General features: G+C 30.8%; 18 protein-coding genes. 4 read left to right on the forward strand and 14 right to left on the reverse strand.

All coding sequences use genetic code 11. The annotated features are described in order from the left end of the window. Nucleotides 1–58 precede the first annotated feature (58 nt). Nucleotides 59–430, reverse strand: a complete 372-nt coding sequence (locus ACZ451_RS01145; protein WP_464215236.1) for a hypothetical protein — start codon at nt 428–430, stop codon at nt 59–61. A gap of 243 nt (nt 431–673) precedes the next feature. On the opposite strand from ACZ451_RS01145, the gene ACZ451_RS01150 reads away from it, so the two are divergent. Further along, nucleotides 674–1,114 carry a DUF1569 domain-containing protein gene (locus ACZ451_RS01150; protein WP_464215237.1) on the forward strand — a complete coding sequence of 147 codons (441 nt, stop codon included), beginning with the start codon at nt 674–676 and terminating at the stop codon, nt 1,112–1,114. Nucleotides 1,115–1,365: 251 nt separating this feature from the next. On the opposite strand, the gene ACZ451_RS01155 is transcribed toward ACZ451_RS01150, so the two are convergent. The 3 genes from ACZ451_RS01155 to ACZ451_RS01165 all read right to left on the reverse strand — a co-directional run bounded on the left by ACZ451_RS01155 (nt 1,366) and on the right by ACZ451_RS01165 (nt 4,580). Beyond that, on the reverse strand, nt 1,366–2,724 hold the full coding sequence (locus ACZ451_RS01155; protein ID WP_464215238.1) for a UDP-N-acetylmuramate--L-alanine ligase: 1,359 nt from the start codon (nt 2,722–2,724) through the stop codon (nt 1,366–1,368). Nucleotides 2,725–2,797: 73 nt separating this feature from the next. Then, complete coding sequence (locus tag ACZ451_RS01160) at nt 2,798–3,682, reverse strand: tetratricopeptide repeat protein (RefSeq protein ID WP_464215239.1); 885 nt, start codon at nt 3,680–3,682, stop codon at nt 2,798–2,800. Nucleotides 3,683–3,701: 19 nt separating this feature from the next. Continuing rightward, on the reverse strand, nt 3,702–4,580 hold the full coding sequence (locus ACZ451_RS01165; protein WP_464215240.1) for a tetratricopeptide repeat protein: 879 nt from the start codon (nt 4,578–4,580) through the stop codon (nt 3,702–3,704). A 147-nt stretch (nt 4,581–4,727) separates the two neighbouring features. On the opposite strand from ACZ451_RS01165, the gene ACZ451_RS01170 reads away from it, so the two are divergent. Next, nucleotides 4,728–10,838: an alpha-2-macroglobulin family protein gene (locus ACZ451_RS01170; RefSeq protein WP_464215241.1), complete on the forward strand. Its 6,111-nt coding sequence runs from the start codon at nt 4,728–4,730 to the stop codon at nt 10,836–10,838. Nucleotides 10,839–10,921: 83 nt separating this feature from the next. Further along, nucleotides 10,922–11,830: a BatD family protein gene (locus ACZ451_RS01175; protein ID WP_464215242.1), complete on the forward strand. Its 909-nt coding sequence runs from the start codon at nt 10,922–10,924 to the stop codon at nt 11,828–11,830. A gap of 135 nt (nt 11,831–11,965) precedes the next feature. On the opposite strand, the gene ACZ451_RS01180 is transcribed toward ACZ451_RS01175, so the two are convergent. The 4 genes from ACZ451_RS01180 to ACZ451_RS01195 form a co-directional block, all read right to left on the reverse strand. Next, the gene (locus ACZ451_RS01180; protein ID WP_464215243.1) at nt 11,966–12,697 is read right to left on the reverse strand and encodes a LytR/AlgR family response regulator transcription factor; all 732 of its coding nucleotides are present in this window, start codon (nt 12,695–12,697) and stop codon (nt 11,966–11,968) included. Next, nucleotides 12,694–13,755: a sensor histidine kinase gene (locus tag ACZ451_RS01185; RefSeq protein ID WP_464215244.1), complete on the reverse strand. Its 1,062-nt coding sequence runs from the start codon at nt 13,753–13,755 to the stop codon at nt 12,694–12,696. Before ACZ451_RS01185 ends, ACZ451_RS01180 begins: the two co-directional genes overlap by 4 nt. After that, complete coding sequence (locus ACZ451_RS01190) at nt 13,755–14,831, reverse strand: sensor histidine kinase (protein WP_464215245.1); 1,077 nt, start codon at nt 14,829–14,831, stop codon at nt 13,755–13,757. The genes ACZ451_RS01185 and ACZ451_RS01190 overlap by 1 nt, the downstream gene beginning before the upstream one ends. Nucleotides 14,832–15,125: 294 nt before the next feature. Further along, nucleotides 15,126–15,266, reverse strand: coding sequence for a hypothetical protein (locus tag ACZ451_RS01195; protein WP_464215246.1), 141 nt, complete (start codon nt 15,264–15,266; stop codon nt 15,126–15,128). A 314-nt stretch (nt 15,267–15,580) separates the two neighbouring features. Here ACZ451_RS01195 and ACZ451_RS01200 point away from each other — a divergent pair, with 314 nt between their 5' ends. After that, nucleotides 15,581–16,417 (forward strand): mechanosensitive ion channel family protein, encoded by an 837-nt coding sequence (locus ACZ451_RS01200; RefSeq protein ID WP_464215247.1) that lies wholly within the window; start codon nt 15,581–15,583, stop codon nt 16,415–16,417. Nucleotides 16,418–16,659: 242 nt separating this feature from the next. On the opposite strand, the gene tsaB is transcribed toward ACZ451_RS01200, so the two are convergent. The 6 genes from tsaB to ACZ451_RS01230 form a co-directional block, all read right to left on the reverse strand. Continuing rightward, nucleotides 16,660–17,337 (reverse strand): tRNA (adenosine(37)-N6)-threonylcarbamoyltransferase complex dimerization subunit type 1 TsaB, encoded by a 678-nt coding sequence (gene tsaB / locus ACZ451_RS01205; protein WP_464215248.1) that lies wholly within the window; start codon nt 17,335–17,337, stop codon nt 16,660–16,662. A 97-nt stretch (nt 17,338–17,434) separates the two neighbouring features. Further along, entirely contained in the window at nt 17,435–18,799 is a 1,365-nt protein-coding gene (locus ACZ451_RS01210) for a TolC family protein (protein WP_464215249.1), read from the reverse strand. A 52-nt stretch (nt 18,800–18,851) separates the two neighbouring features. Continuing rightward, entirely contained in the window at nt 18,852–20,000 is a 1,149-nt protein-coding gene (locus ACZ451_RS01215) for an efflux RND transporter periplasmic adaptor subunit (RefSeq protein WP_464215250.1), read from the reverse strand. Between the two features lie 39 nt (nt 20,001–20,039). Then, complete coding sequence (locus tag ACZ451_RS01220; protein WP_464215251.1) at nt 20,040–21,305, reverse strand: ABC transporter permease; 1,266 nt, start codon at nt 21,303–21,305, stop codon at nt 20,040–20,042. Between the two features lie 2 nt (nt 21,306–21,307). Further along, on the reverse strand, nt 21,308–22,540 hold the full coding sequence (locus ACZ451_RS01225; protein WP_464215252.1) for an ABC transporter permease: 1,233 nt from the start codon (nt 22,538–22,540) through the stop codon (nt 21,308–21,310). Then, the gene (locus ACZ451_RS01230) at nt 22,533–23,234 is read right to left on the reverse strand and encodes an ABC transporter ATP-binding protein (RefSeq protein WP_464215253.1); all 702 of its coding nucleotides are present in this window, start codon (nt 23,232–23,234) and stop codon (nt 22,533–22,535) included. The genes ACZ451_RS01225 and ACZ451_RS01230 overlap by 8 nt, the downstream gene beginning before the upstream one ends. Nucleotides 23,235–23,553 lie beyond the last annotated feature (319 nt).

Here is a 23,553-nt window from a genome sequence, read left to right on the forward strand (position 1 = left end):
TAGATATCATAAACTAGTTTATTACCATAGAGCAATTAAATAGATGAAATTATATTTTTCACGAAGCATGTTGCTTTTTAATTTTGTATTTAGATACCATAGAAGCATATGGTGCAATATAGTTTTTACCAGATGTAATGATACAAGCTTTCAAAAATTCGTTAAAATCTTCTACATAAATATTTACAGGAAAAATGTCTAGGTTAATATTTAGCTTATGTCCAGCATATTCCATGGTATCAACTATTACATTTAAATAAACTCTGCTTGCTTTGTAATCTATTTTTATATCTACTGCATCATAACAAAATTTTATCAACTCTTCGTGAAAATCAACAAACGAGGGTAAACCCAAAGTTGAGTTGTAACTATGGTCAATTATTTTTTTAAGTTCTTGAATTAAAATAGATTCTAAAGTTTCTGCTTCCATTTTAATAAAGTGTTTAAACAGGTGGTTTTAACTTTAAACGAATTTTCAAATATAAAAAATAACATTTAAACTACAAAAAATGTAAGAAATATATTAAATTTTAGCGTTTTATATATGGTTTTAACTAATAAACTTAATATTTTACACCTAAACTGTCTGTAAATGGTTTACCGTTTTTATGCTATTATAACACCAAACTAAAAAATTATTGTAAATTCAAAATCTAATTTTTAATGATACCATATGAAATCTCTTTTTGAAGAAAGCACCTATAATGAAATTATAAATCGAATCACTCAACTAGAAGAGAACGCAGTACCTAAATGGGGTAAAATGACTGTTGGACAAATGGCTTGGCATTGCCAGTTTCCTGTAGAAATTGGAGTAAAAAATAAGAATAAAGGTAATGGTAACTTTTTTATTAAAACTTTCTTTAAAAAAATGATGTATAATGACAAACCATTTAAGAAAAACATGCCAACATCATCAAAACTTAAAGCAAAAGAAACTAAAGATTTAGAGACCGAAAAAGCAAAACTACTACAATTAGTAACTGATTTTTATGCTCTAAAAACAAAAGAAATATGGAATCCACATCCAATGTTTGGAAAATTAACTTCAGAGCAATGGGGTAAAATGCAATACAAGCATTTAGATCATCATTTAACTCAGTTTGGTGTCTAAAGATTTATCTTCTGGTCTAACTTCAACCTTCTCGATTTTAACTTTAGTATCTTTTACCATTCTGTCTTCATCTAGTACTATATTAGATATGCCCAACATAAAAGCTATGATTACCATAGATATTTTTTGCCTTAAAAATCGACATAAATACTTGAGAAGTCTGTTTTTTTTCTCTTGAGTCATATCTACTGGTTGTCAAATAATATTCCAAAGCTATTTATCTGACAAATATTCAGTAGAGCAACAATATATTAGGATTCTATTTTAGATTTTAATTCTTCTAAATCCAATCCACCATAATTACCTGAACTCATCAGCAGCAATGTGGACTCCTCAAAATTCTGATTAAAAAGATATGATTTAAAGCGTGATGCTTCGGTCATAATATTTAGATCATCACGATCAAAAGCTTCAGCGATTTGTGCCGAGGAAACAGCAGCTAACTTTTTAATTTTTACTGATTCTGGCAAATAAAAAACAACAGCTATATCTGCTGCATCTAAAGCATTTCTATATTCTTTTAAAAAGGTTGGGTTAAAACTACTATAAGTATGCAGTTCTAAACAAGCTATTAGTTTACGATCTGGGTATTGCTCTTTTACTGCTGTAGTTGTAGCAGCAACTTTGCTTGGCGAATGCGCAAAGTCCTTATAAGTAACACAGGTATTACTTTCAGCTATTTTTTCTAAACGTTTAGATGCGCCTTTAAACGTTGCTATAGCCTCATAAAAATCTGCTTCATCTACTCCCATATTTTGGCAAATCCATTTTGCTCCAGCCAAATTATTTAAATTATGCTTACCAAATACTTCAATTGGCATGGCACCTTCTGGTGTTTCTAATAGTGTTTGCCCACCTTCTACGCTATAATCTGGAGTACGGTAAGGCAATTTCCGGATGGCATTATCAGTAGCTTCAACAACTTGTTTTACGGCGATATCTTCTTCATTGTAAGTAATACTTCCTCCTTTTACAATACCATCTACAAAAATTTGAAATTGTTCTACATAGTTTTCAAAAGTGGGAAATACATTGATATGATCCCAAGCAATACCACTTAATAAGGCAATATTAGGCTTGTATAAATGAAATTTTGGTCTTCTATCTATAGGAGATGATAAATACTCATCACCTTCTAAAATCATAAAATCGTTCTCTTTTGTAATATGCACCATTCTATCAAAACCTTCTAATTGTGCTCCTACCATATAATCTACTGCCTTATCATGGTAATTAAGCACATGTAAGATCATAGAAGTAATGGTTGTTTTTCCATGGCTACCACCAATAACTACTCGCGTTTTATGTTTAGCTTGTTCGTATAAAAATTCTGGATAAGAATAAATTTTAAGTCCTAATTCTTGTGCCTTTAGCAATTCAGGATTATCTTCTTTGGCATGCATTCCCAAAATTACTGCATCAAGTTGACTTGTTATTTTTTTTGGATACCAACCAAACGTTTCAGGAAGTAAGCCTTTAGCGGCCAGTCTACTTTTAGAGGGTTCAAAAACAACATCATCACTACCTGTAACAGTATCTCCTTTATGAGCTAATGCTAATGCTAAATTGTGCATAGCACTACCACCAATTGCAATAAAATGTACGTACATAAAATATAATTATCAAACAAATATAGGAATTTTAGGTAGGCTTCTATTGCTATGCTTTTAAGCTTTTTATGACTTAATTCATTTTAGCAATTGCTTCTTTTTCGGTAAGTGCCTGTTTAAAGGTATTTCTTATGGCCAATGCTTTATCGATATAGAATTTTGCAGTCTGTTTGTCTTTTTTATTACGGTATAAACGTGCTAATCGATAATAGGCCCAATCTAAAGGTACTCCGTCTTTTAAAGAATAGTTCTCTATATATTTCTTCATATAACGCACTCCTAAATCTACCTGAATATTATAATCCCCTGCCACTTTACCAATCTGGTATCGCAATTGGTTACGAGAAATATGCTTTGTATTGGCAAGAGAATTAAAGGCTTTTAAATAGTTCTCTTTTGCCTTCTCTGGTTCATCATCATACTCATACACATAACCTAAAGCAAAATAACCATCTACTGGAGAGATATCTTTTAATTGTTTCGCAAATTTTTCTGCTTTAGACACACTGCCACCAACAATACCAGGAAGTGTAATATATAAATCTACCAATGCCCAACGTGTCTCTATATGTGTTTTATCTAATTCTGCTGCTTTTAATAAAGAAGATTTCATTTTACCAACCAAACCTAATGCGCCTAACTTATTTCCGTTTTGCGCTTTCTTAGCTACTGCTCCTCCATATTTAAACCAATACAAGCCATTATTTGGATGTTTTTCTTTTAATTTTTCATATACAGTAATTGCCTGCTCCCATTTACCTTGTAACGCATATACTTCTCCTAATGTATCTTGTAAAGAATCATTTGTATGAATTGTTGGGTGTTCTAAAAGTAATTTTTCTGCTTGCTGATATGATTTTGAGCTAATATGATCATTGATAATTTGTACGCCATTTTGTTGCCCTATACCCAAAAAAGGAAGTACTATAAGGAGATGTAATATGCAATACTTTATCATTCTTTTTAGCATGGTTTTTTTAAGGAAGTGCTAAAATTAACTTTTTTTCAGCTATGGCAGGTTCAAATTCTTTGTTTAAAGTTAATGCTTTTTGAATCCAATCTGTTGCGGTTTCTTTATCTTTTTTCTGACGGTATAAGCGTGCTAATCTATAATACGCCCATTCTATTTCTACACCATCTTTTACAGAATAACGTTCTAAAAATTCTTGCATATATGCAATTCCGCTATCAACTTTTACCCCATAATCTCCACAAACTTTCCCTATTTGATAATTTAACTGATTACGGTTAATATGATCTAAACTTTCTAAAAAGTCTAAACCCATAATATAATTTGTTTTTGCTTGTTCTGGTTCATCATCATACTCGTACACATAACCTAATGCTAAATAGCCATCTACTGAAGAAATATTTTTTAATTCTAAGGCATATTTTTCTGCTTTAGAAACACTACCTCCTAAAACTCCTGGTAAAGAGAGATATAAATCTACTAAAGCCCAACGCGAATCTACATGGCTAGCATCTAAATTTGCTGCTTTTATAAAAGCTGTTTTTATCGTTCCTATAAGTGTTAATGCAGTAAACTTACTGCTATTTACAGCTTTTTTAGCAGTAACGCCTCCATACCTAAACCAATACTCTGCATTATTGGGATATTTTTCTTTAAGCTCTTTATAAATAGCAATGGCTTTATCCCATTTTCCTTGCCTTGCATAAACCTCTCCTAATTGATCCCTTAAAATAGGGTTAGAAGTAATATTAGCATCATTTATAAGCAATTGCTCGGCTTTTTTATACGCTTTAGATTGTATATGCGCATGAACTAAATCAACACTTTGCTGACCAATTATGATGGTAGGAAAAACGAATAACCAAATACTAAATAGAGTTCTCATAACTTGTTTGTAACGTAAAATAGTAGTCGAAAAAAAAGTAAAACCCTTATGTTAAAAGTTTAGTTCCCTAAGTTAAAAGTAATACCCCCTAATTCAGGGTTGTATAATTTTTAAATTGGCTTCATTTTTGTTTTGTAAATTTATATGATGAAAAACTTGACTTTAGTATTCGGTATATTCTTATTTTCCTCTATGGGTTATTCACAAAACGATGATGCTTATGTAGTGCTGTGGAAAAAAGTAGAAACCTCAGAAAATCAACAGCTAACAAAATCTGCTTTAAAAGAGGTACAAAACATTTATGAGAAAGCTCAAAAAGAGCAAAATGCACCTCAGCTTATCAAAGCACTGCTCTACCAATCTAAATACGCATTAATATTAGAAGAAGATGCGCAATTAAAAATTATACAAGATTTTAAAAATGAAATAAAAAAGGCAAAAACGCCAGTAAAAAATATTTTAGAAAGTTATTTAGCAAATTTATACTGGCAGTATTTTCAGCAAAATAGGTATACATTTTACAATAGAACAAAAACAGCTGCAAAAGTAGATGCAGCGGATTTTAGAACTTGGGATTTAACTACTCTTTTTCAAGAAATTTCTACTCATTTTGAAGCATCGTTACAAAACAGTAGTACTACCAAAAAAGTAAAAATTGAAAACTTTGATCTTATTCTTCAGCAACAGAAAAATTCAGAGATTTACAGACCTACTTTATATGATGTATTAGCTCATACAGCACTTTCTTTTTATAAAACTAGTGAAAATAATATTACAAGACCTGCTGATAAATTTGAACTTAATGACCCTATTATCCTATGTGAAGGCTACGAGTTTAAAACTCAGAAAATAGAGACAACAGATCAGACTTCATTACAGGCAAAAGCTTTAAAACTTTATCAGCAATTAGTACAGTTTCATTCAAATGATAAAAACTTAGATGCCTATGTAGCTATTGATATAGAACGCTTACAATACATACATACTAATGCTGTTTTTGAAAATAAGGATGCTTATTATTTAGAAATTTTAAAAAATAGTGCAGAAAACATCAAAAAAGACACTAATACAAGCTTATACCTGTTTGAAATAGCACAATTATACAAGAATCAGGCAGATACTTACCAAGCAAAAACAAATGAAGAGAACCAATGGAAAAATAAAGAAGCCTTAGAAATCTGTGATATTATTATAAAAGACTTTCCTAAATCCTATGCTTCTGAAAAAAGTAAAAGCCTTAAATCTCAAATTTTAGAGAAACAATTAGGACTCACTACAGAAAGTAATGTTCCTATAAACAAACCAGGAAGACTGTTAGTAAGTTATAAAAATCATGATGCATTAATTTTAAAAGCATATCATATTAAGCAAAGCCAATTAAGCAAATTAAAAAGCTTATACAGACAAGACCAACAATTAAGTATAATAGAAAAGCTAAGTGTTGCTAAAACATGGGAAGTTTCTTTAAAGGACAAAAAAGATTATCAATATCATAGTACAGAAATTGTATTACCTGCTTTAGAAAATGGACAGTATATTATATTGGCAAAACCAAAAAAGGCTACTGGAAGTATTTTTTCTTTTAGTCCTATACAAGTAACCAATATGGCATTAGTAGAAAATAGGACTTCTACACACCAACAGTATCAAATTGTAAATCGTTTAAATGGAAAACCTTATGCTGGAGCAACTTTAAAATTAAGCTATACTGTAGGATATAATAACAAAACAAAGTCGCATAAAATAGTTACAACAGATAAAAACGGAATAGCACATATACCATTGCCAAATAAGAACTATTGGAATAATGTAGCAATTACAATTACGTATAAAAATGATACCGCAAATTTTAAAAATTTGTATATCAACCAGAAATATAGCTCAAGTAGTTCCAAAACAAACAGTTCGTGCTTTTTATTTACAGACAGAAGCATTTACAGACCTGGGCAACCACTATATTTTAAAGGTATTGCAATCACTACAACAGAAGAAAAAAGTACTATTCTTAGCAATGCTAGCGTTGATGTAAGCCTAAGAGATGCTAACTACCAAGAAGTACAAAAAATAACTTATAAAACAAATGAATACGGTTCTTTTTCGGGAGAATTTATTGTTCCTAATAATGGTTTAACAGGTAATTTTACATTGCACGTTACTGGTAATAAAATCACTGTTAATAGTACCACCAACTTTTCTGTAGAAGAATACAAACGTCCAAAATTTGAAACTTCATTTAATCCAGTAACCGAAAGTTATAAAGTAAATGATAGTGTTTTAATACATGGAAAAGCAATGGCTTTCGCTGGGAGTGCCATCACTGATGCTAAGGTAAGATACAACGTAAAACGTTCTGTTTATTTCCCAAGGTGGTATTATTGGTCCAGACCTTATTTTAATAGCACTTCTCAAGAAATTGCGCATGGAGAAACCACTACGGATGGGACTGGCAACTATGAAATTCCATTTAAAGCCATACCAGATAATAGGGTAGCTCCAAAAGACTTACCAACGTTTCAGTATACTATTACTGCCGATGTTACCGATATTAATGGGGAAACGCATAGTACAGTTAAAACAGTAACGGTTGGTTATCATAGTATGACTGCAAATATGATACTCCCAACTATTATAGATAAAGATAAAAAAGAGGCTAAACTTCATATAAGTACTACCAATTTAAACGGACAAGCTGTACCTGCAAAAGGAGTTATAAAAATGTATAAGCTTATTGCTCCAGATAATGTTTTAAGAGCTAGACCTTGGGGAGCGCCAGATTATGACGGCTTTACAAAAGAAGAATTTAAAAAGTTATTCCCACATGATCCGTTTAAAAATGAACAAGAAGTAAAAAACTGGAAGAAAGGAAATTTAGTTTGGCAGGCAGATTTTAATACTGCTACCGCCACCGAACTCTCATTAGATCAATTAAAAAAATTAGCTTCAGGTAAGTATCGGATCGAATTAGAAACAAAAGACAAATTTGGCCAAGCAGTTAAAGACATAACGCAGACCACCTTATTCAGTACAAAAGATAAAATTTTAGCAGACAAGCAATTATTTAAAATCAAAACCGATAAATCCAGTTATGCAGTTGGAGATGCTGTTAAAGTAACGTTTGCCAGTGCTGCAAAAAACATAAGCGTTACTGTTTTTGTAGAAAAAGATCGTAAAATAGTGAATACAAAAATAATTCGCTTAAATGAAAATAGCACCTCGTTTACCATTCCTGTAAATCAAGCAGATTTGGGTGGCTTTGCCATACGGTATTCTTATGCTGCATTTAATGCTTTTGCATCCAGTAATATTGCAATTGCAGTACCTTATCCAAAAACTGACTTAGAAATTGAAACTCTAACTTTTAGAGATAAGCTACAACCAGGCACAGATGAAACGTGGCAATTTAAAATAAAAGGACCTAAAGGAGATAAAGTAGCTGCAGAACTATTAGCCAGTATGTACGATGCCTCTTTAGATACTTTTAAAGGGCATTATTGGTCTTTTAATCCCTTATACAAGGGTACGTATTATGCTTATACGAATAGCAATGCCAATAGTAGTTTTGGAAATGAAAACTTTAGAAGTCATCAAGAATCTAATTTTTATAGTTATACAGCACAAAATTATGATAGTTTTAATTGGTTTCGTTTTTATTTTGGATATGGCGGAACACAATATAGAGACTTACAAGGTAGTCCTATTAGAAGATCTTTAAGAAGATCTAAAGCAGTTGAATATGATTCTCTTGATTATGGATTTGAAGAAGTTGAATTACAAAGTGAAATTACAGAATTAGGAGTTGCAGGTGCTCCTAAGGTTGATAGTGGGCTTTTAAATTTTAACGCGCAAAGATCAGATCAACGTCAAGAAGTTAAAAAAACAGAGCAACAACCCCAAGAAACTAAAACAGAAGAAACCAATTTTGATGATGTTAAAATTCGTAAAAATTTACAGGAAACGGCATTTTTCTTTCCACAATTGCAAACAGATAAAGAGGGTACTGTTTCTTTTAGTTTTACTACTCCTGAGGCATTAACCCAATGGAAGTTACAGTTACTAGCACATACCAAAAACTTAGAAAGTAGTGTAAAAACCTTGCAAACTGTTACGCAAAAAGAACTGATGGTAATCCCTAATGCGCCACGTTTTTTAAGAGAAGGTGATGAAATTTATATTAGTACAAAAATTTCCAACCTAACCAATAAAAAGCTATCAGGGCAAGCAAAATTAGAACTCTTAGATGGCATTTCAGGAAAGATCATTTCTGATAAAATCTTAGTAAAAGCTGCAGAAAAAGATTTTGCTGTAGACTCTTTAAGTAATACACAAATTTCATGGCACTTAAAAATCCCTGAAAGCATCCAAGCTATACAATATAAAGTAGTTGCCAAAGCAGGAGATTATAGTGATGGAGAGCAAAATATCCTACCTGTTTTAAGTAATAGAATGTTGGTTACTGAAACTTTACCGATGTGGATAAAAAGCAACCAAACCAAAACATTTACTTTAGACAAACTAAAAAACAATACGTCTACCTCTCTAAAAAATCACAAGTTAACGCTAGAAGTGACTTCTAACCCTGCTTGGTATGCCGTGCAAGCACTCCCCTATTTAATGGAATACCCCTATGAATGTAATGAGCAAACATTTTCTAGATATTATGCCAATACTTTGGCAAGTCATATTGCAAATTCTAATCCTAGAATTCAGGAAGTGTTCCAGCAATGGGCAAACTCAGATGCTTTATTAAGTAATTTGGAAAAAAACCAAGAATTAAAATCGCTCTTAATACAAGAAACGCCTTGGCTCCGTGATGCGCAATCTGAAACAGAACAGAAAAAACGAATTGCACTTTTATTCAATTTGGATAAAATGAAAAATGAGCGAAGCATCGCTTTAAATAAATTAAAGAAAAACCAAATGACTTCTGGAGCATGGAGCTGGTTTGTTGGAGGCATTGAAAACAGGTATATTACCCAGCATATTATTTCTGGACTTGGGCATTTAAAACAACTTTCTGTTATTCCAAGTGATATAGAAACACAAATTATTAAAAAAGCGATACGCTATTTAGATGCAGAATTTGTTGATGAATATGAGTATATGAAACGTAATACTTCTGATCTTCATAAAGATCATTTAAGCCGTACACAGATCCACTATTTATATATGCGTAGCTTTTTTAAAGATATTAAAACAACAAAAAAAGTTGATGAAATTATAGCCTACTACAAAGAGCAAACTAAAAAATATTGGGTAAATAAAAATTTATATGCAAAAGGAATGTTAGCCCTTATGATGCATAGAATGGAGGAAGCTACTATAGCGAATAAAATTTTAAAATCGTTAGAAGAAAATAGTATTACCTCTGAAGAATTGGGGATGTATTGGAAAGAAAACACCCGTTCTTGGTATTGGTACCAAGCACCAATAGAAACACAGGCCTTATTAATTGAAGTTTTTTCGGAAATACATCCTAATGATATTGCTACCATAGATAATCTTAAGATCTGGTTATTAAAAAATAAGCAAACCAATCAGTGGAAAACTACAAAAGCAACTACGGAAGCGGTTTATGCATTACTATTACAGGGTAGTGATTGGTTATCGGTAACTGATGCTGTGGATGTATTGGTTGGCGGCAAAAAAATTGATCCAAAAAAATTAGAGAATGTAAAGGTTGAAGCTGGAACAGGCTATTATAAAACGGCTTGGAATGGAAAAGAAATAGAACCAAAACAAGCAGAAATACAGATCAGCAAGAAAGGAAAAGGAATAGCTTGGGGTGCTTTATACTGGCAATATTTTGAAGATTTAGATAAAATTACTTCAGCCGAAACACCTTTAAAATTGAAGAAAAAACTATTCTTAAAAAAGAATACCAATACAGGTGAAGAAATCTCAGAAATTACCTCAAAAACCAACTTAAAAGTTGGCGATTTGGTAAGGGTTAGAATAGAATTACGTGCCGATAGGGCTATGGAATTTGTGCATATGAAAGACATGCGTGCGGCTGGTTTTGAACCCATCAATGTTATATCTCGCTATAAATGGCAAGATGGTTTAGGATATTATGAGAGTACTAAAGATGCAAGCACAAACTTTTTCTTTGATTATTTACCCAAAGGTGTTTATGTTTTTGAATATGACTTAAGAGTGAATAATGCTGGTGATTTCAGTAACGGGATAACAACGATACAAAGTATGTATGCTCCAGAATTTAGTAGTCATAGTAAAGGGATAAGAGTTTCTGTAGAATAATGGTTTCTTTGTGTTTTATCCAGATCAAGCATTATTAATTGAAAAAATAATTTATCATTATTAAAAAAGAGAGTACTTTAAGAATGAAAAAAAGCATCTTATTAATTTTCATCTGTTTTATTTTTTTACAAGATTGCAAAAGTCAAGAAAGTGAAAGAATTAGTGTTATTATACAACCCGTTATAGAATTAGGCAAAACAAATTCTTTAAAAATAGTATTTCAAGGAATAGTTGATGAACAAGCTATCATTATTTCAGAAGCACAGGGATTACAGCTAAATAACAATCCTTCAATTAGTATAAGAAATATAAATGGCGAAGATTACACTGAATATTATACTTACATAGAAGCTACAGAAATTGGCACCTTAAAATTACCAGAAATAAAAGCTGTCATAAATGGCAAAACATTTACTTCTCCTAAAAACACTATTAAAGTAGTAGCAGAAATAACTAAAATTTCATCAGATGATATCATTCTTAAATTAAATGCAGATAAAGAAAATTATAACGTAAAAGACACCATAACAGTTAGTTTGTATGAATATAGCAGGTTTTATAGCGTACAAAAGAAAGTTAATACAAATAGCTCATTAAATTCAGTACAACATATAAAAGAAAATGAAGGCGAATTAAAAATTAATTTACAAAGTGATTTATATAAAATAACCGGCAATAAAAATTTAGAATCCTATCTAGAAACTAATTTTAATATGGTAAGCTTTGATTGGGATCCGTTTAAAACTTATGCTGTAATGGAAGAAATTAATGGCAAAAAGTATATTAAAACATTATCATTCAAAATAAGTCTAACTGCAAAAGTTAAGGGGAATTATTCTATTTCCCCTAGTGGTTTCAGCTATAGTATCTTTAAAAATGAGTCTGATATTTTTAAAAATTCTGCTCTAAATAAAGGTGGGAAACATACTATAATTAATAATTCATACAAACTTAATATAACATCCGAAGAACTAAACTTTACTGTAAAATAAAAACAACTTATGATAACAAAAAATGAAGTTACACTTAATACATCTATTTTCTAGAAAAAGGATATACACCAGAATTGCTAAAAATTGTTTCTTTCAATCTTTCTTAAGAAAACGGTGTTATTATTCCTAAAAATATTACAAACTCATCTTATCTTTAAACAGGTACGACTGTCTTCTAGAAACTTCTATTTCTTCTTTGTTTTGCATGGTTAACTTTAATTTTCCATTAAACCATGGTACCACATTTAAGATGTAATTGGTATTAATAATTTGTTGCCGGTTGGCTCTAAAGAAATTTTGTTCAGGGAGTTTTTCTTCAACTTGATTTAAAGACTTATATAACATTGGTTTTTGATCTTTAAAAAAGACACGGGTATAGTTTCCAACAATTTCGAAATGAGAAATGTCTCCTATTTTTACCAACCAACATTTTTCGCCATCTTTTATAAAAATCTGACTGCTTTCTGTTAAACGTTCTTTAGTATCAGAATCTTGGGTAAGCGTACCTTCTAATTGCGATTTTACTTTAGCTATTGCTGATGCAAAACGTTTTTCATTAATTGGTTTTAGCAAATAATCCAGTGCATTGTACTCAAAAGATTTTATCGCATATTCATCAAAAGCAGTTGTAAACACTGTAATAGGAACATCATCTAACATTTCTAAAAGCTCAAAACCATCTTTTTCTGGCATATTAATGTCTAGAAGTAATAAATCTGGTTTTTCGTTTTTAATGAGTTCAAAACCATCGTCTACGTTTTCTGCCTCTCCTACCAAAACTAATTCTTCATGTAGTTTTAATAATTCTTTTAATTCTAAACGTGCCAAACGAGAATCTTCTACTATAACTGTTTTTATGGTACTCATATTAATGGAATTTTAATATTGGCAACCACCTCATCACCAATTTCTTTTAAAGAAAAAATAGCTTTATTACCATACAATAATCGCAAGCGTTGTTGAATATTGTTTAGTCCTAATTTTGTTGATCCTTCAGACAATCTAAGTTTTCCTGTATTAATCACTTTAATGCATAACTTCTGTTCAGTATCAATAACAGTTTTTAGAAAAATTGTACCTCCATTTTTTAAATTGGCAATACCGTGTTTGGCAGCATTTTCTACCAATAACTGAATAATCATAGGAGGAATTTGTAGTGTTTTGGTTTCTTCTGCAATTTCTTTTGTGAATACCAAGCGATCTTCCATTTGTATTTTGGCAAGAGCTATATAGTTCTCTACCATTTCTAACTCTTCCTCTAATAGAATTGCATCTACGTCATTTTTAACTAGAGCGTACTGTAGCATCTCGGATAATTTAGTTAGCATTTCACGAGATTTATCTACATCTTCTAGCATTAATCCTCTTATATTATTTAAACTATTAAACATAAAATGAGGATTTACCTGACCTTTAAGGGTGTTTAGTTGTGCATCGCGTAAAATAGTATTTAATTGAATACTCTCAATAGTATTCTGATTACGGCGCAGAATAAATTTAATTCCATAATACAGAACTGTCCATCCAAATATGGTAAACAGCATATTAAATACACTAGAAACTATAGATACATTTTCCGTTATCCACTTTATTTCAGTTTCAGTGCGCATCCAAAATAATTCGTATAAGAATTCTGTTAGCATTACTGAAAAATAATAAACACTAGTACAAGCAAAAAAAGCTATTACTAGTTTTATACTATTATTTTTACTAAAACCTTCCTCTATGTTAATGTTTTTATTAAGGTAATACCGATAGACAGAGGTTATCAATATACCACAAAGAGTTGCGGTTATAAAAGAGTAAATTAAATATTCCTTACTAAAACCAAATGGAAATATAAAGATTAAAGCATCCATCATACCAAAACCAAGTAATTGCAGAGACCAAAAGAGAATGGTTTTATTTGTATTAGATAAGCCCATTAATCAATAACATTTGTATGAATCGTTGGTAATTGCACTATTAAAGTGGTCTCATTATTGGCTGTATTACAATGATATGATGCCATATTATTAAATAATATTTTTAAGCGTTGTTGTATTGCTTTTTCAAGAACCGTGCGTTCTTTTGTGATAATAACTTCGGTATTATAATGAATATTAATTTGTAACTGATTTTTATTTAGTGCTGTTTTTAAAGTAATTTCTCCTTTATCTCTATGTTTTAAAACACCATGTTTTGTAACCATTTCAATAAGATTTAATAGTAACATAGGTGGAATTTCTAATTTTAAAGTTTGCGGATCAATTTCGTAATTAATGATAAGTTTTTCAGCATCATTAATACATATTAAAGCAATGTATTTTGCTATAATTTCTACCTCACTTTCTAATATAACAGTATTGATATTATTTTTTGTTAACGAATAGCGTAACATTTCCGATAGTTCGGTCAACATTAAACGAGATTTAGAAATATCTTCTAACATTAAGCCCTTTATATTATTTAATGCTGTAAACATAAATTGAGGATTTATGTGTCCTTTTAAAGTATTTAACTGCGCTTGCTTAACTTTATCTCTAAGTTTTAATCGCGCTATTCTTTTAGTATTGTATTGTTGAAGGGTTTTAATTCCAAAATATAATATACTCCACCCAACAATTATAATTGCTGATCCAAAATATTTTACAAAAGTTTTAGGTTCGCTTGGTTTTCTAATATATTCTGAACTATCTGATAGTGTACGCCTAATAATATATCCTGTTCCATAGCCAAACCAATAGGAAATATAAACCCACAATACAGTTCCAATAATTAATAAGAACAGTACGATTGCTATTTTTTTAAATGAAACTTTTTCTAAAGAAATAAAACGCTTAAAAAAGAATCTTAAAATAGAAGTTGTTATGATTCCCGATAACATTATTGGCAAAAATAAAATTAGTATTCCAATACTATTTTTTGTCGTATTACTAGCGCTAAGCGTTGTTACTGCAAAAGAACCCCAACCTAAAAATTGTAATACCCAAAAAGAGTGTTTTGATAAAAATTTAAGCATCCATAAATTTTTCTAGAAATCAAATATACTTGAATCTAATGATACAAATAGGTTTTTAAATAATGCTATATAATCAACACCTACTTAAAAACCTATCTATTATAAATTAGTTGAAACGATAACTATTGCTACTGTTATAATTATTTTTGCTACTATGATCATTTTTGTTGTTTTTTGATTGATTTATATGTTTAAAAATAAAACGGTTAGTACTCCTTTACACTTTAATTATGGGGAACGGTATAATTTAAATGCTGAATGGTATTCCGATGTTTTTATTAGATTCTAATTAAATTAATGCGTTACATAAAATAAAAATTTCCCTAGAGCATTACCAATAGCAAATAATGTGTAGGCTAAAATTACTGTAGAAAAAATTATTGCTTTAATGACTTCTTTTTGTTTGATCGATTTTTTATTAATACTGACTTTCATAATATAAATGTTTATAATTGTTGTTGTTTGATGAAGTAAAAATACGTTGACAATTAAATTTTTAAAATGCTTTTATGATTAACGGTAATTTTTAAGTATTGAACGGAAAGCAATAATAGAATAAGTACAATAGCCAACTACTTCGGGGGGAATCTTGTGAGATTTTATAGTTAAAAAACGAAGCATAGTATCATTTTGTAGTTGTATGGGCATTGCTTTAAAAAGTAATAGTTAAAATAATTAAGTAGGATATCAGCCATAGTTTGATTTTCTTTGTGAGCCGAAATCAGTATTACTATTTTCAAAAACCAACTATGAATACTCTTGAAGAATTAAAAGATTACAAACAGCATTTAGAAAATGCCATAAATTGGATATGGAATGTAATTCCAAATATCATTTTAGCAGCCCTAATATTTTTCGTAGGATTATGGGTAATGCGTTTTTTAAACAATATGGTTCGTAAGTTTTTTGAAACAAAAGATTACGACGAATCTTTAGAAAGTTTTTTACAAAGCTTTATTAAGCTTGCACTAAAAATAATTCTATTTGTTTTAGTGATTACCCAACTCGGTGTTCAATCTTCATCTTTAGTTGCTATAATTGGTGCTGCTGGGCTTGCTATAGGCTTAGCACTACAAGGTTCTTTGGCAAATTTTGCTGGAGGTGTTTTAATTCTTTTCTTTAAACCCTTTAAAGTAGGGGATTTTATTTCTGCTCAAGGTATTGATGGTACTGTAAAAGAGATTACTATTTTCACTACAAAACTAAGTACTTTTGGAAACCAAATCGCTATAGTACCTAATGGGCAATTGTCTAATAACAACATTATTAATTACAATGCCATGGATACCAGGAGGGACAACATAACGATAGGTATTGGATATAACTCCAACATAAAAGTGGCAAAAGAAATTTTATTAGAAATTTGTGCTAATGATAACAATATTTTAAAAAACCCTGCTCCTGTAGTAGTCGTTGATGCTTTAGCAGATAGTGCTGTAAATCTAAGCCTGCGTTTTTGGGCTAAAAATGAAGTGTTTTGGGATGCCCATTTCAATATTTTAGAAGAATTAAAATATAAGTTTGATGACGCTGGTATAGAAATACCATTCCCTCAAAGAATTGTTCATACAGTGAGTAGTGAGTAGTGAGTAGTGAGTAGTGAGTAGTGAGTAGTGAGTAGTGAGTAGTGAGTAGTGAGTAGTGAGTAGTGAGTAGTGAGTAGTGAGTAGTGAGTAGTGAGTAGTGAGTAGTGAGTAAAATAGTTTTTATAAAGATAGAATCCTAAAATAGCTTAACTTTTTTACAAACTTTTAAACTCCATAAACTTATATCCTATATCAACTCTTAAGTTTTTTTTATAAACCAGCCAAGCATATAAACTTATCACCTATTTAGTCTTTTTCTTCATCACCATAAAATCTTTTAGATAATAAGGTTCAAAATAAGCAAGGTCTTCAAAATCCTTTGTTTTAAATTTTTGATATGATAAACCAATCATTTCTTTAGCAGATGGAACTATAGCAGTATTAAAACTTATGTTAGTATTAACAATAACATCTTTACATTTCTCAGAACCATTGCCTAGTAATAAAACATTTCCTTTCTTTAAATAGGTCTCAAATGAATTAGCATCAATCAGCTCGGCCTCAGTTGCCCTAACCTCTTTTAAATCCGAATTAAAAACGCACGAATACACTTCCATACGTCTTGCATCTAAAAGCGGGATTACAAAATCTATATTTTTTATTTCTGCTTGATGTGCCATACTCTCTAGAGTGGGTATGGAAATTAAAGGAATATCTAACGAAAAACATAAGCCTTTTGCTGCAGATACTCCTATTCGTAATCCTGTATAAGAACCAGGCCCCTTACTCACCGCTATAGCATCTAAATCTGAACTTGTTAGCTCAGTTATTTTTAAAACTTCTTGAATAAAAACATGTAATTGTTCTGCATGAGAATAACTTGCACTATCGTACTCTTTTAAAGCTAGTAATGTCCCGTTTTTTGCTATACTTACAGAACAATTAGTAGTAGCAGTTTCTAAATTTAATATAATAGCCATAATGGCTACAAATATACTACGAAGCCATGCAACAAAAAAGACCTGAAACCAGTTTGAAAAGTTTCAGGCCTTTTTTAATCTAATGTTTGAGATATGATTACTCTATCCCTAATGGGATTCCAAAATAAAATTCTAATATTTTTATTCTAAAAATATAATCATACTTTGTACGTACAACCGTAGCTTCTGCATTATCTACTCTAGCTTGTGCCTGACTAAAATCAAAAGAATTCATAAGTCCTACATCAAAACGTTCTTTAGAATATTCATAGGCTAAACGTCTTGCCTCTAATGTTTTCACAGCCGCTTCATAAGCCTTACCGAATGTTTTTACATCAACATAAGCCTGATTGATATTGGTTTCTAAAACAAGTTTATCTTGCTCTAATTGTAATTTGGATTTTTCTAAATTTATTTTTGAACGTTTGATATTATTTTTAACACTAAAACCATTAAAAATCGGAATATTTACTTGAAACCCGTATGAAATACCATCATTAATATATAATTGATCTATAAATTCATCTCTTACAAGTAAAAAATCACCTGGATTAGCTAAATCTGGTATAGGTCTAAACTGATTACTGTAAAAAGTATTATAATTAAAAAAGGCATTTATTGTTGGGTATAGTGCTCCTTTAGAAATCTGCACATCTTTTTCTGCAATAGCAATATTAGATTCAGACAACTTTATATCATTTCTAAAACTCAACGCTTTATCAAAAATAGTTTTAGGAGAGTTATTTAAGATAGTTGATGGTGGAATTTCAAAGGTCTCATCAGATATATCGAAATTTTCGTAATCTGTAATTTGTAATAATTGCGCCAAATTTATTCTAGAGATTAAGACTAGACTTTCTCCATTTACAATCTGCTGTTCTTGGTTAGCTGCTGTAGCTTCTATCTCTAATAAATCGCCACGAGGTACCGCTCCAGCATCTACTAGTTCTTTGATGCGTTTTAAATCTTGCTCGGTTACTGCATACTGAGCTTTTGACACTTTTAAAGCTTCTTTATTAGAAAGCACCTGCAAATAGGCATTTGCTACATTTAAACGGATATCATCTTTTAGGTCGTCCAAACGATATTGATTAGCTATAGCATTTAATTTTGCTCTATTAAATCTATGTATATTCCTAAGTCCGTCAAACAAAGTAACTCCTGAAGAAACTCCAGGCGACACAGAAAAAATAGTTCCTGAAACATTACTATTACTATTAGGATCAATAACTAAACCTGATCTTTCAGAAACTCCTGAATTAGCATTTAAAGATGGAAGAAAACCTCCAATGGCATCTGATTTATCTAATTTAATATTTTCTAAATCCAATTCAAATTGACTTACAGAAAGGTTATTTTCAACGGCATAAACCACACATTCTTCTAAGGTCCATTTTTTATTTTGAGCTGAGCATATTGCTAGAGCAAAAAATAGAAATACTATTGTTATTTTAAATTTCATTTGATTGATTTTATATAGTTTCTTTTGATTGAGTACTGCAGAATTAATACACTTATTCTTCTGACTCCTTTTCTGAATCATCTTTTTTATCTTCATCACCTTTTTTAATTGGCTCTGTTTTATTCCATACTTTTACCTTGTCAGATTCTGACAAACCAGATAAAATCTCAACATTAACACCATCAGAAATACCAATCTTAACATCTTTTTTCTTAAATTTTTGGTCCCCTGTAGCTATTTGCACAAATGGTTTATCCGTTTTTTTATCAAATTGTAATAAAGCTTCTGGAATCACCAATACATCATTTTTTTTCTCTAAAACTAAAGATGCATTTGCGCTATACCCTGCTCTTAATAATATATCTTCTTTTACTTCTACTTCACCTTCTATTTTAAATTGGACAGCACCAGCTTCTTCAACTCCTTTTGGTGCTATAAATCGTAGTTTAGCATCAAATTTTTTATCATCTATAGCACCTAAGCTAATTTGTAATGGCATACCCACCACTAATTTCCCTACTTCGCCTTCATCTACTTTTCCTTCAAAGATCATTTTACCTAAATCTGCAATGGTAGCAATTGTTGTTCCATCATTAAAGTTATTACTTTGGATGACCTGATCTCCTTCTTTTACCGGAATTTCTAAAATTGTTCCAGAAACTGTAGCTCTAATATTTGTATTAGCAGTAGAAGAACCACCCGCAGAACCTTTTCTTATAATTTGATAATCTGCTTGTGCATTGGCTAATTCCTGTTTTGCCTGATTATATTGTAATTGTAGTGTATTAAAATCTTGACTAGAGATGACTCCTTTATCAAATAAAGCTTTATTACGATCATACTCTATTTTTGTATTCGTAAGATTTAAATTAGCATTTTTAACACGACCATTGGCCTGGTTTAAAGATTGCTCATTTGGAACCACCTTTATTTTTGCAAGTAATGCCCCAGCTTTTACTTCTGTACCTTCTTCTAAGTAAATTTCTTCTATAATTCCAGAAATTTGAGGTTTTATTGCAACTTCATCTTCTGGAACAACTTTTCCTGTTGCTACTGTTTTCTTTTCGATACTAGAAATAAATGGATTTTTAGTGTCATAAACAATAGAGGATTTACTATTTGTTTTTATAAAGAATAATGCTGCCCACAATACTCCAATAACTAAAATAGTTATTCCAATATATTTTAATACTTTTTTCATTTTGTTTGTGTTTTCTTTTTATGAATTGGTTTTGCTTGTTTATTCTTCTCTTAATGCGTCTATAGGTTTTATACTCACCGCACGTTGTGCAGGAATTAGGCCTATTAAAGTTCCTAAAATAATCATAATTGCCAGTGAACCTATAACGTATGGAATAGGTACAGTTGGGTTGGTGTATGGAAAATCTGTTCCTTGACCAAATGCCATATCTAAACCTTTTAAAACTAAAGCTCCAACAACAATACCTACTATTCCAGAGATTAGGGTTAAGAATAATGATTCTATTATGATTTGGTTTCGTACTTCTGATGGTGTGGCACCTAATGCTCTGCGCACTCCTAGCTCTTTAGTACGTTCTTTTACAGAAATTAATAAAATATTACCAATACCTATTACCCCAGCTAAAATTGTTGCCACACCAACGATTAGAGAAAGAAAGGTCAACCCGTTTGAAAACCCCATAATTTTCCCGAAAATTTCTCCTAAATTAAAAGATCCAAAAGCACGTTCATCTTCAGGATTAACACGGTGTATTCTTTTTAGTGTCGCCTTAACATCTTTTTCTACTTGTATTACATCTGCATCATCATACGCTGCTATAGTAAGCCAAGCAACATTTTGCCCAGTATTATATAACTTTTGAAATGTTGTAAATGGTATGTAAACATCCGAATCACTTTCAAAACCTCCTCCTGGAGTAAATTTATGAACTCCTACCACCTGAAAATAAATATTGTCTACTCTAATATAAGCACCTATAGGATTTTCATCTTCTTTAAATAATTCTTTTTGAGTACGCTCTCCAATAACACAAATTTTCCGAGTTTGTTCTATATCTTCATCGTTTATAAATCTACCGCCATCATATATTTTTTTTGTTGCAATTTTAGCAAAAGCTGGATAATCTCCATATACTGCATAATTCCCTGATTTTAAGCCTCTCACAACAAGACCTGGACTAGAACCAAAAATTCCTTTCACATTTCTTGGTGCAATATTTTCTATTTCTGGAACTCTATTATATAGCACTTCTACATCTGGCAATTTCAATTGCAATCTTCTTCCTGTTTTAAAACCTTCATAAGGCATACTCGTGCTTTGCGCCCAAGCAAACATACTATTCCTAGCTATCGTTTCAAATTGACGTTCAAAACCATTATCTAAACCTTTAGATGCACCTGAAAGCCCTATATAAATAAGGATTCCAATAAAAACTCCGAACATTGTTAAAAAAGTTCGCATCTTATTTTTTGCTATCGATTGAAAAATCTCTTGCCATGTATCCTTACTAAAGAATTGTCTCATAATTATTCGTCTCTAAGTGCTACAATTGGTCTTATTCTTGCCGCCCTTCTAGCAGGTATATACCCAGCTATTGAGCCACAAATAATTAACAAAATAGTAGCAAAAATAGCTACTCCAGTATCTATATATGGATTTGTAATAAAATAATCTTCTTCCATAGTAGTTCCTATAGAATTTAAAACTACAACACCTATAATCATCCCTACAAAACCAAATATAGTAGTAATAAAAATTGATTCTAAAAGTATTGTTCCCTTAATATTTCTTGGGGTTGCCCCTAAGGCTTTACGAATTCCAATTTCCTTTGTACGCTCTTTTACTACATACAACATAATGTTACTAATCCCTATAATACCAGAGATGATTACCGCAAAAGCAATCCAAGATACTATAATCTGTAATGCGCTTGCAAAAGTTTGATTTTGTTTTAATTGATCTGCTACATTTCTAATAAAAATACCATTTGGATCTTTTGGGCTAATTATTTTTTTACTGCGAATATATTTTGCTAAACTTTTCTGAAAAGCCATAGCTCCAGCGTATCCTATCTCTGTTTTGAAACCTAAAATAATTTGATCTATTTGATCAGTATCACCTTCTATTAATTGTCTGGTTGTATAAGGGAGGTACAAATTACGCTCTTCATTATCACCACCATCATCTTGAAAAACTCCTATAACTTTAAAATTACTCCCGGAAATGTCTATAAATTTCCCAATAGCATCTTCAGCTTTAAATAAATCTTGTTCAACAAGTCTACCTATAACAACATATTTTGTTCGGTTTTTGATATCTAATTCATTTAAATATCTCCCTTTCATTATAATTGTTTTTTCTGCAAATTGATGCGCTGGACCAACTCCTCTAATATTGTAGTTATCAGATTCTTGCTTATATTTTACTACAGCGCCACGAGAAATGCGTGGTGTAATATAATCTATAAATAATGCGAAATCTTTTTCAATAGTTTTTAAATCGTCGTTATCAAATTCAATCTGTCGATTTGCCTTATATCCTTTATATGCAAGTGTTGTTCTAGTTGGAAAAACAAAAAATACATTGGTTGCATCATCACCAAAAAATTTTTGAAATGTATTTTTAAGGCCATTACCCATACCAAATAAAGAAACAAAAATGAATATTCCTAAGGCTACTGTAAAGCCTGTCAAGAAAGTTCTTAGTTTGTTTTTTTGAATGGTTTCAAAAATTTCTTTCCAGATATCTTTATTAAACATATTGTGATGCTCTTACTTGATCTACTTTTTTATCTTCTACAATAACACCATCTTTTAAATGTACAATACGCTTACACATATCTGCAATATCTGGTTCGTGGGTTACAACAAGTATAGTATTCCCAGCATCATTAATTTTTTGAATTAAGTCCATCACCTCATAAGAAGTTGTACTATCCAAAGCTCCTGTTGGTTCATCTGCTAAAAGCACTTTAGGCTCTGCTGCCATAGCTCTTGCAATTGCTACACGTTGTTTTTGCCCTCCAGAAAGTTCACTGGGTAAATGTGTAGCCCATTGTTTAAGACCAACCTGATCTAAGTATTTTAATGCTTTTTCTTGACGTTCTTTTCTACCAACTTTCTGGTAGTAAAGAGGTAATGCAACATTTTCTACTGCACTTTTGTAGTTAATTAAATTAAACGATTGAAAAATAAAACCCAAAAACTTATTGCGATACTGTGCTGCTTTAGTTTCATTAAGGTTTTTAATAGGTACATTATCCAAATCATAAGAGCCTTCATCTAATTCATCTAACATTCCTAATATATTTAATAGGGTAGATTTTCCAGAACCTGAAGATCCCATTATAGCAACCAACTCTCCTTCTTCTACAGAAAAATTGATCCCTTTTAACACATGGAGGGAATTACTTCCCATTTTATATGATTTGTGAAGGTTTTTGATTTCAATCATGGTTGTTTTTTGTTTGATGTTTTGGATAGTGAATCCATCTATAAGACATGTAAAGGTCAAAATTGTTACAAGATTTATTCTAAAAAAAATGTTAAAAAAAGAAATATAAAAAAACTCTCCAAATTATGGAGAGTTTTTACAAACTTCATTTATAAAAATAAATGAAGTTTGTGTTATAATTAGCTTTTTGAATACTATTTAATTTCCTAATTCATTAATCTTAATTCTGGGATATGTAATTAATAAAAGTAAAACAAATATTGTAATTATAAATAATAATACTTCAATTTGAAAAATCATTGCACTGTCATTAACCTGA

This window comes from Allocellulophaga tsushimaensis, assembly GCF_055383085.1.

Excerpts from the sequence above, each read along its gene's own strand:
- ACZ451_RS01145 (WP_464215236.1), bottom strand. The coding sequence starts at position 430 with ATGGAAGCAGAAACTTTAGAATCTATTTTAATTCAAGAACTTAAAAAA.
- ACZ451_RS01150 (WP_464215237.1), top strand. The coding sequence starts at position 674 with ATGAAATCTCTTTTTGAAGAAAGCACCTATAATGAAATTATAAATCGA.
- ACZ451_RS01155 (WP_464215238.1), bottom strand. The coding sequence starts at position 2,724 with ATGTACGTACATTTTATTGCAATTGGTGGTAGTGCTATGCACAATTTA.
- ACZ451_RS01160 (WP_464215239.1), bottom strand. The coding sequence starts at position 3,682 with ATGATAAAGTATTGCATATTACATCTCCTTATAGTACTTCCTTTTTTG.
- ACZ451_RS01165 (WP_464215240.1), bottom strand. The coding sequence starts at position 4,580 with ATGAGAACTCTATTTAGTATTTGGTTATTCGTTTTTCCTACCATCATA.
- ACZ451_RS01170 (WP_464215241.1), top strand. The coding sequence starts at position 4,728 with ATGAAAAACTTGACTTTAGTATTCGGTATATTCTTATTTTCCTCTATG.
- ACZ451_RS01175 (WP_464215242.1), top strand. The coding sequence starts at position 10,922 with ATGAAAAAAAGCATCTTATTAATTTTCATCTGTTTTATTTTTTTACAA.
- ACZ451_RS01180 (WP_464215243.1), bottom strand. The coding sequence starts at position 12,697 with ATGAGTACCATAAAAACAGTTATAGTAGAAGATTCTCGTTTGGCACGT.
- ACZ451_RS01185 (WP_464215244.1), bottom strand. The coding sequence starts at position 13,755 with ATGGGCTTATCTAATACAAATAAAACCATTCTCTTTTGGTCTCTGCAA.
- ACZ451_RS01190 (WP_464215245.1), bottom strand. The coding sequence starts at position 14,831 with ATGCTTAAATTTTTATCAAAACACTCTTTTTGGGTATTACAATTTTTA.
- ACZ451_RS01195 (WP_464215246.1), bottom strand. The coding sequence starts at position 15,266 with ATGAAAGTCAGTATTAATAAAAAATCGATCAAACAAAAAGAAGTCATT.
- ACZ451_RS01200 (WP_464215247.1), top strand. The coding sequence starts at position 15,581 with ATGAATACTCTTGAAGAATTAAAAGATTACAAACAGCATTTAGAAAAT.
- tsaB (WP_464215248.1), bottom strand. The coding sequence starts at position 17,337 with ATGGCTATTATATTAAATTTAGAAACTGCTACTACTAATTGTTCTGTA.
- ACZ451_RS01210 (WP_464215249.1), bottom strand. The coding sequence starts at position 18,799 with ATGAAATTTAAAATAACAATAGTATTTCTATTTTTTGCTCTAGCAATA.
- ACZ451_RS01215 (WP_464215250.1), bottom strand. The coding sequence starts at position 20,000 with ATGAAAAAAGTATTAAAATATATTGGAATAACTATTTTAGTTATTGGA.
- ACZ451_RS01220 (WP_464215251.1), bottom strand. The coding sequence starts at position 21,305 with ATGAGACAATTCTTTAGTAAGGATACATGGCAAGAGATTTTTCAATCG.
- ACZ451_RS01225 (WP_464215252.1), bottom strand. The coding sequence starts at position 22,540 with ATGTTTAATAAAGATATCTGGAAAGAAATTTTTGAAACCATTCAAAAA.
- ACZ451_RS01230 (WP_464215253.1), bottom strand. The coding sequence starts at position 23,234 with ATGATTGAAATCAAAAACCTTCACAAATCATATAAAATGGGAAGTAAT.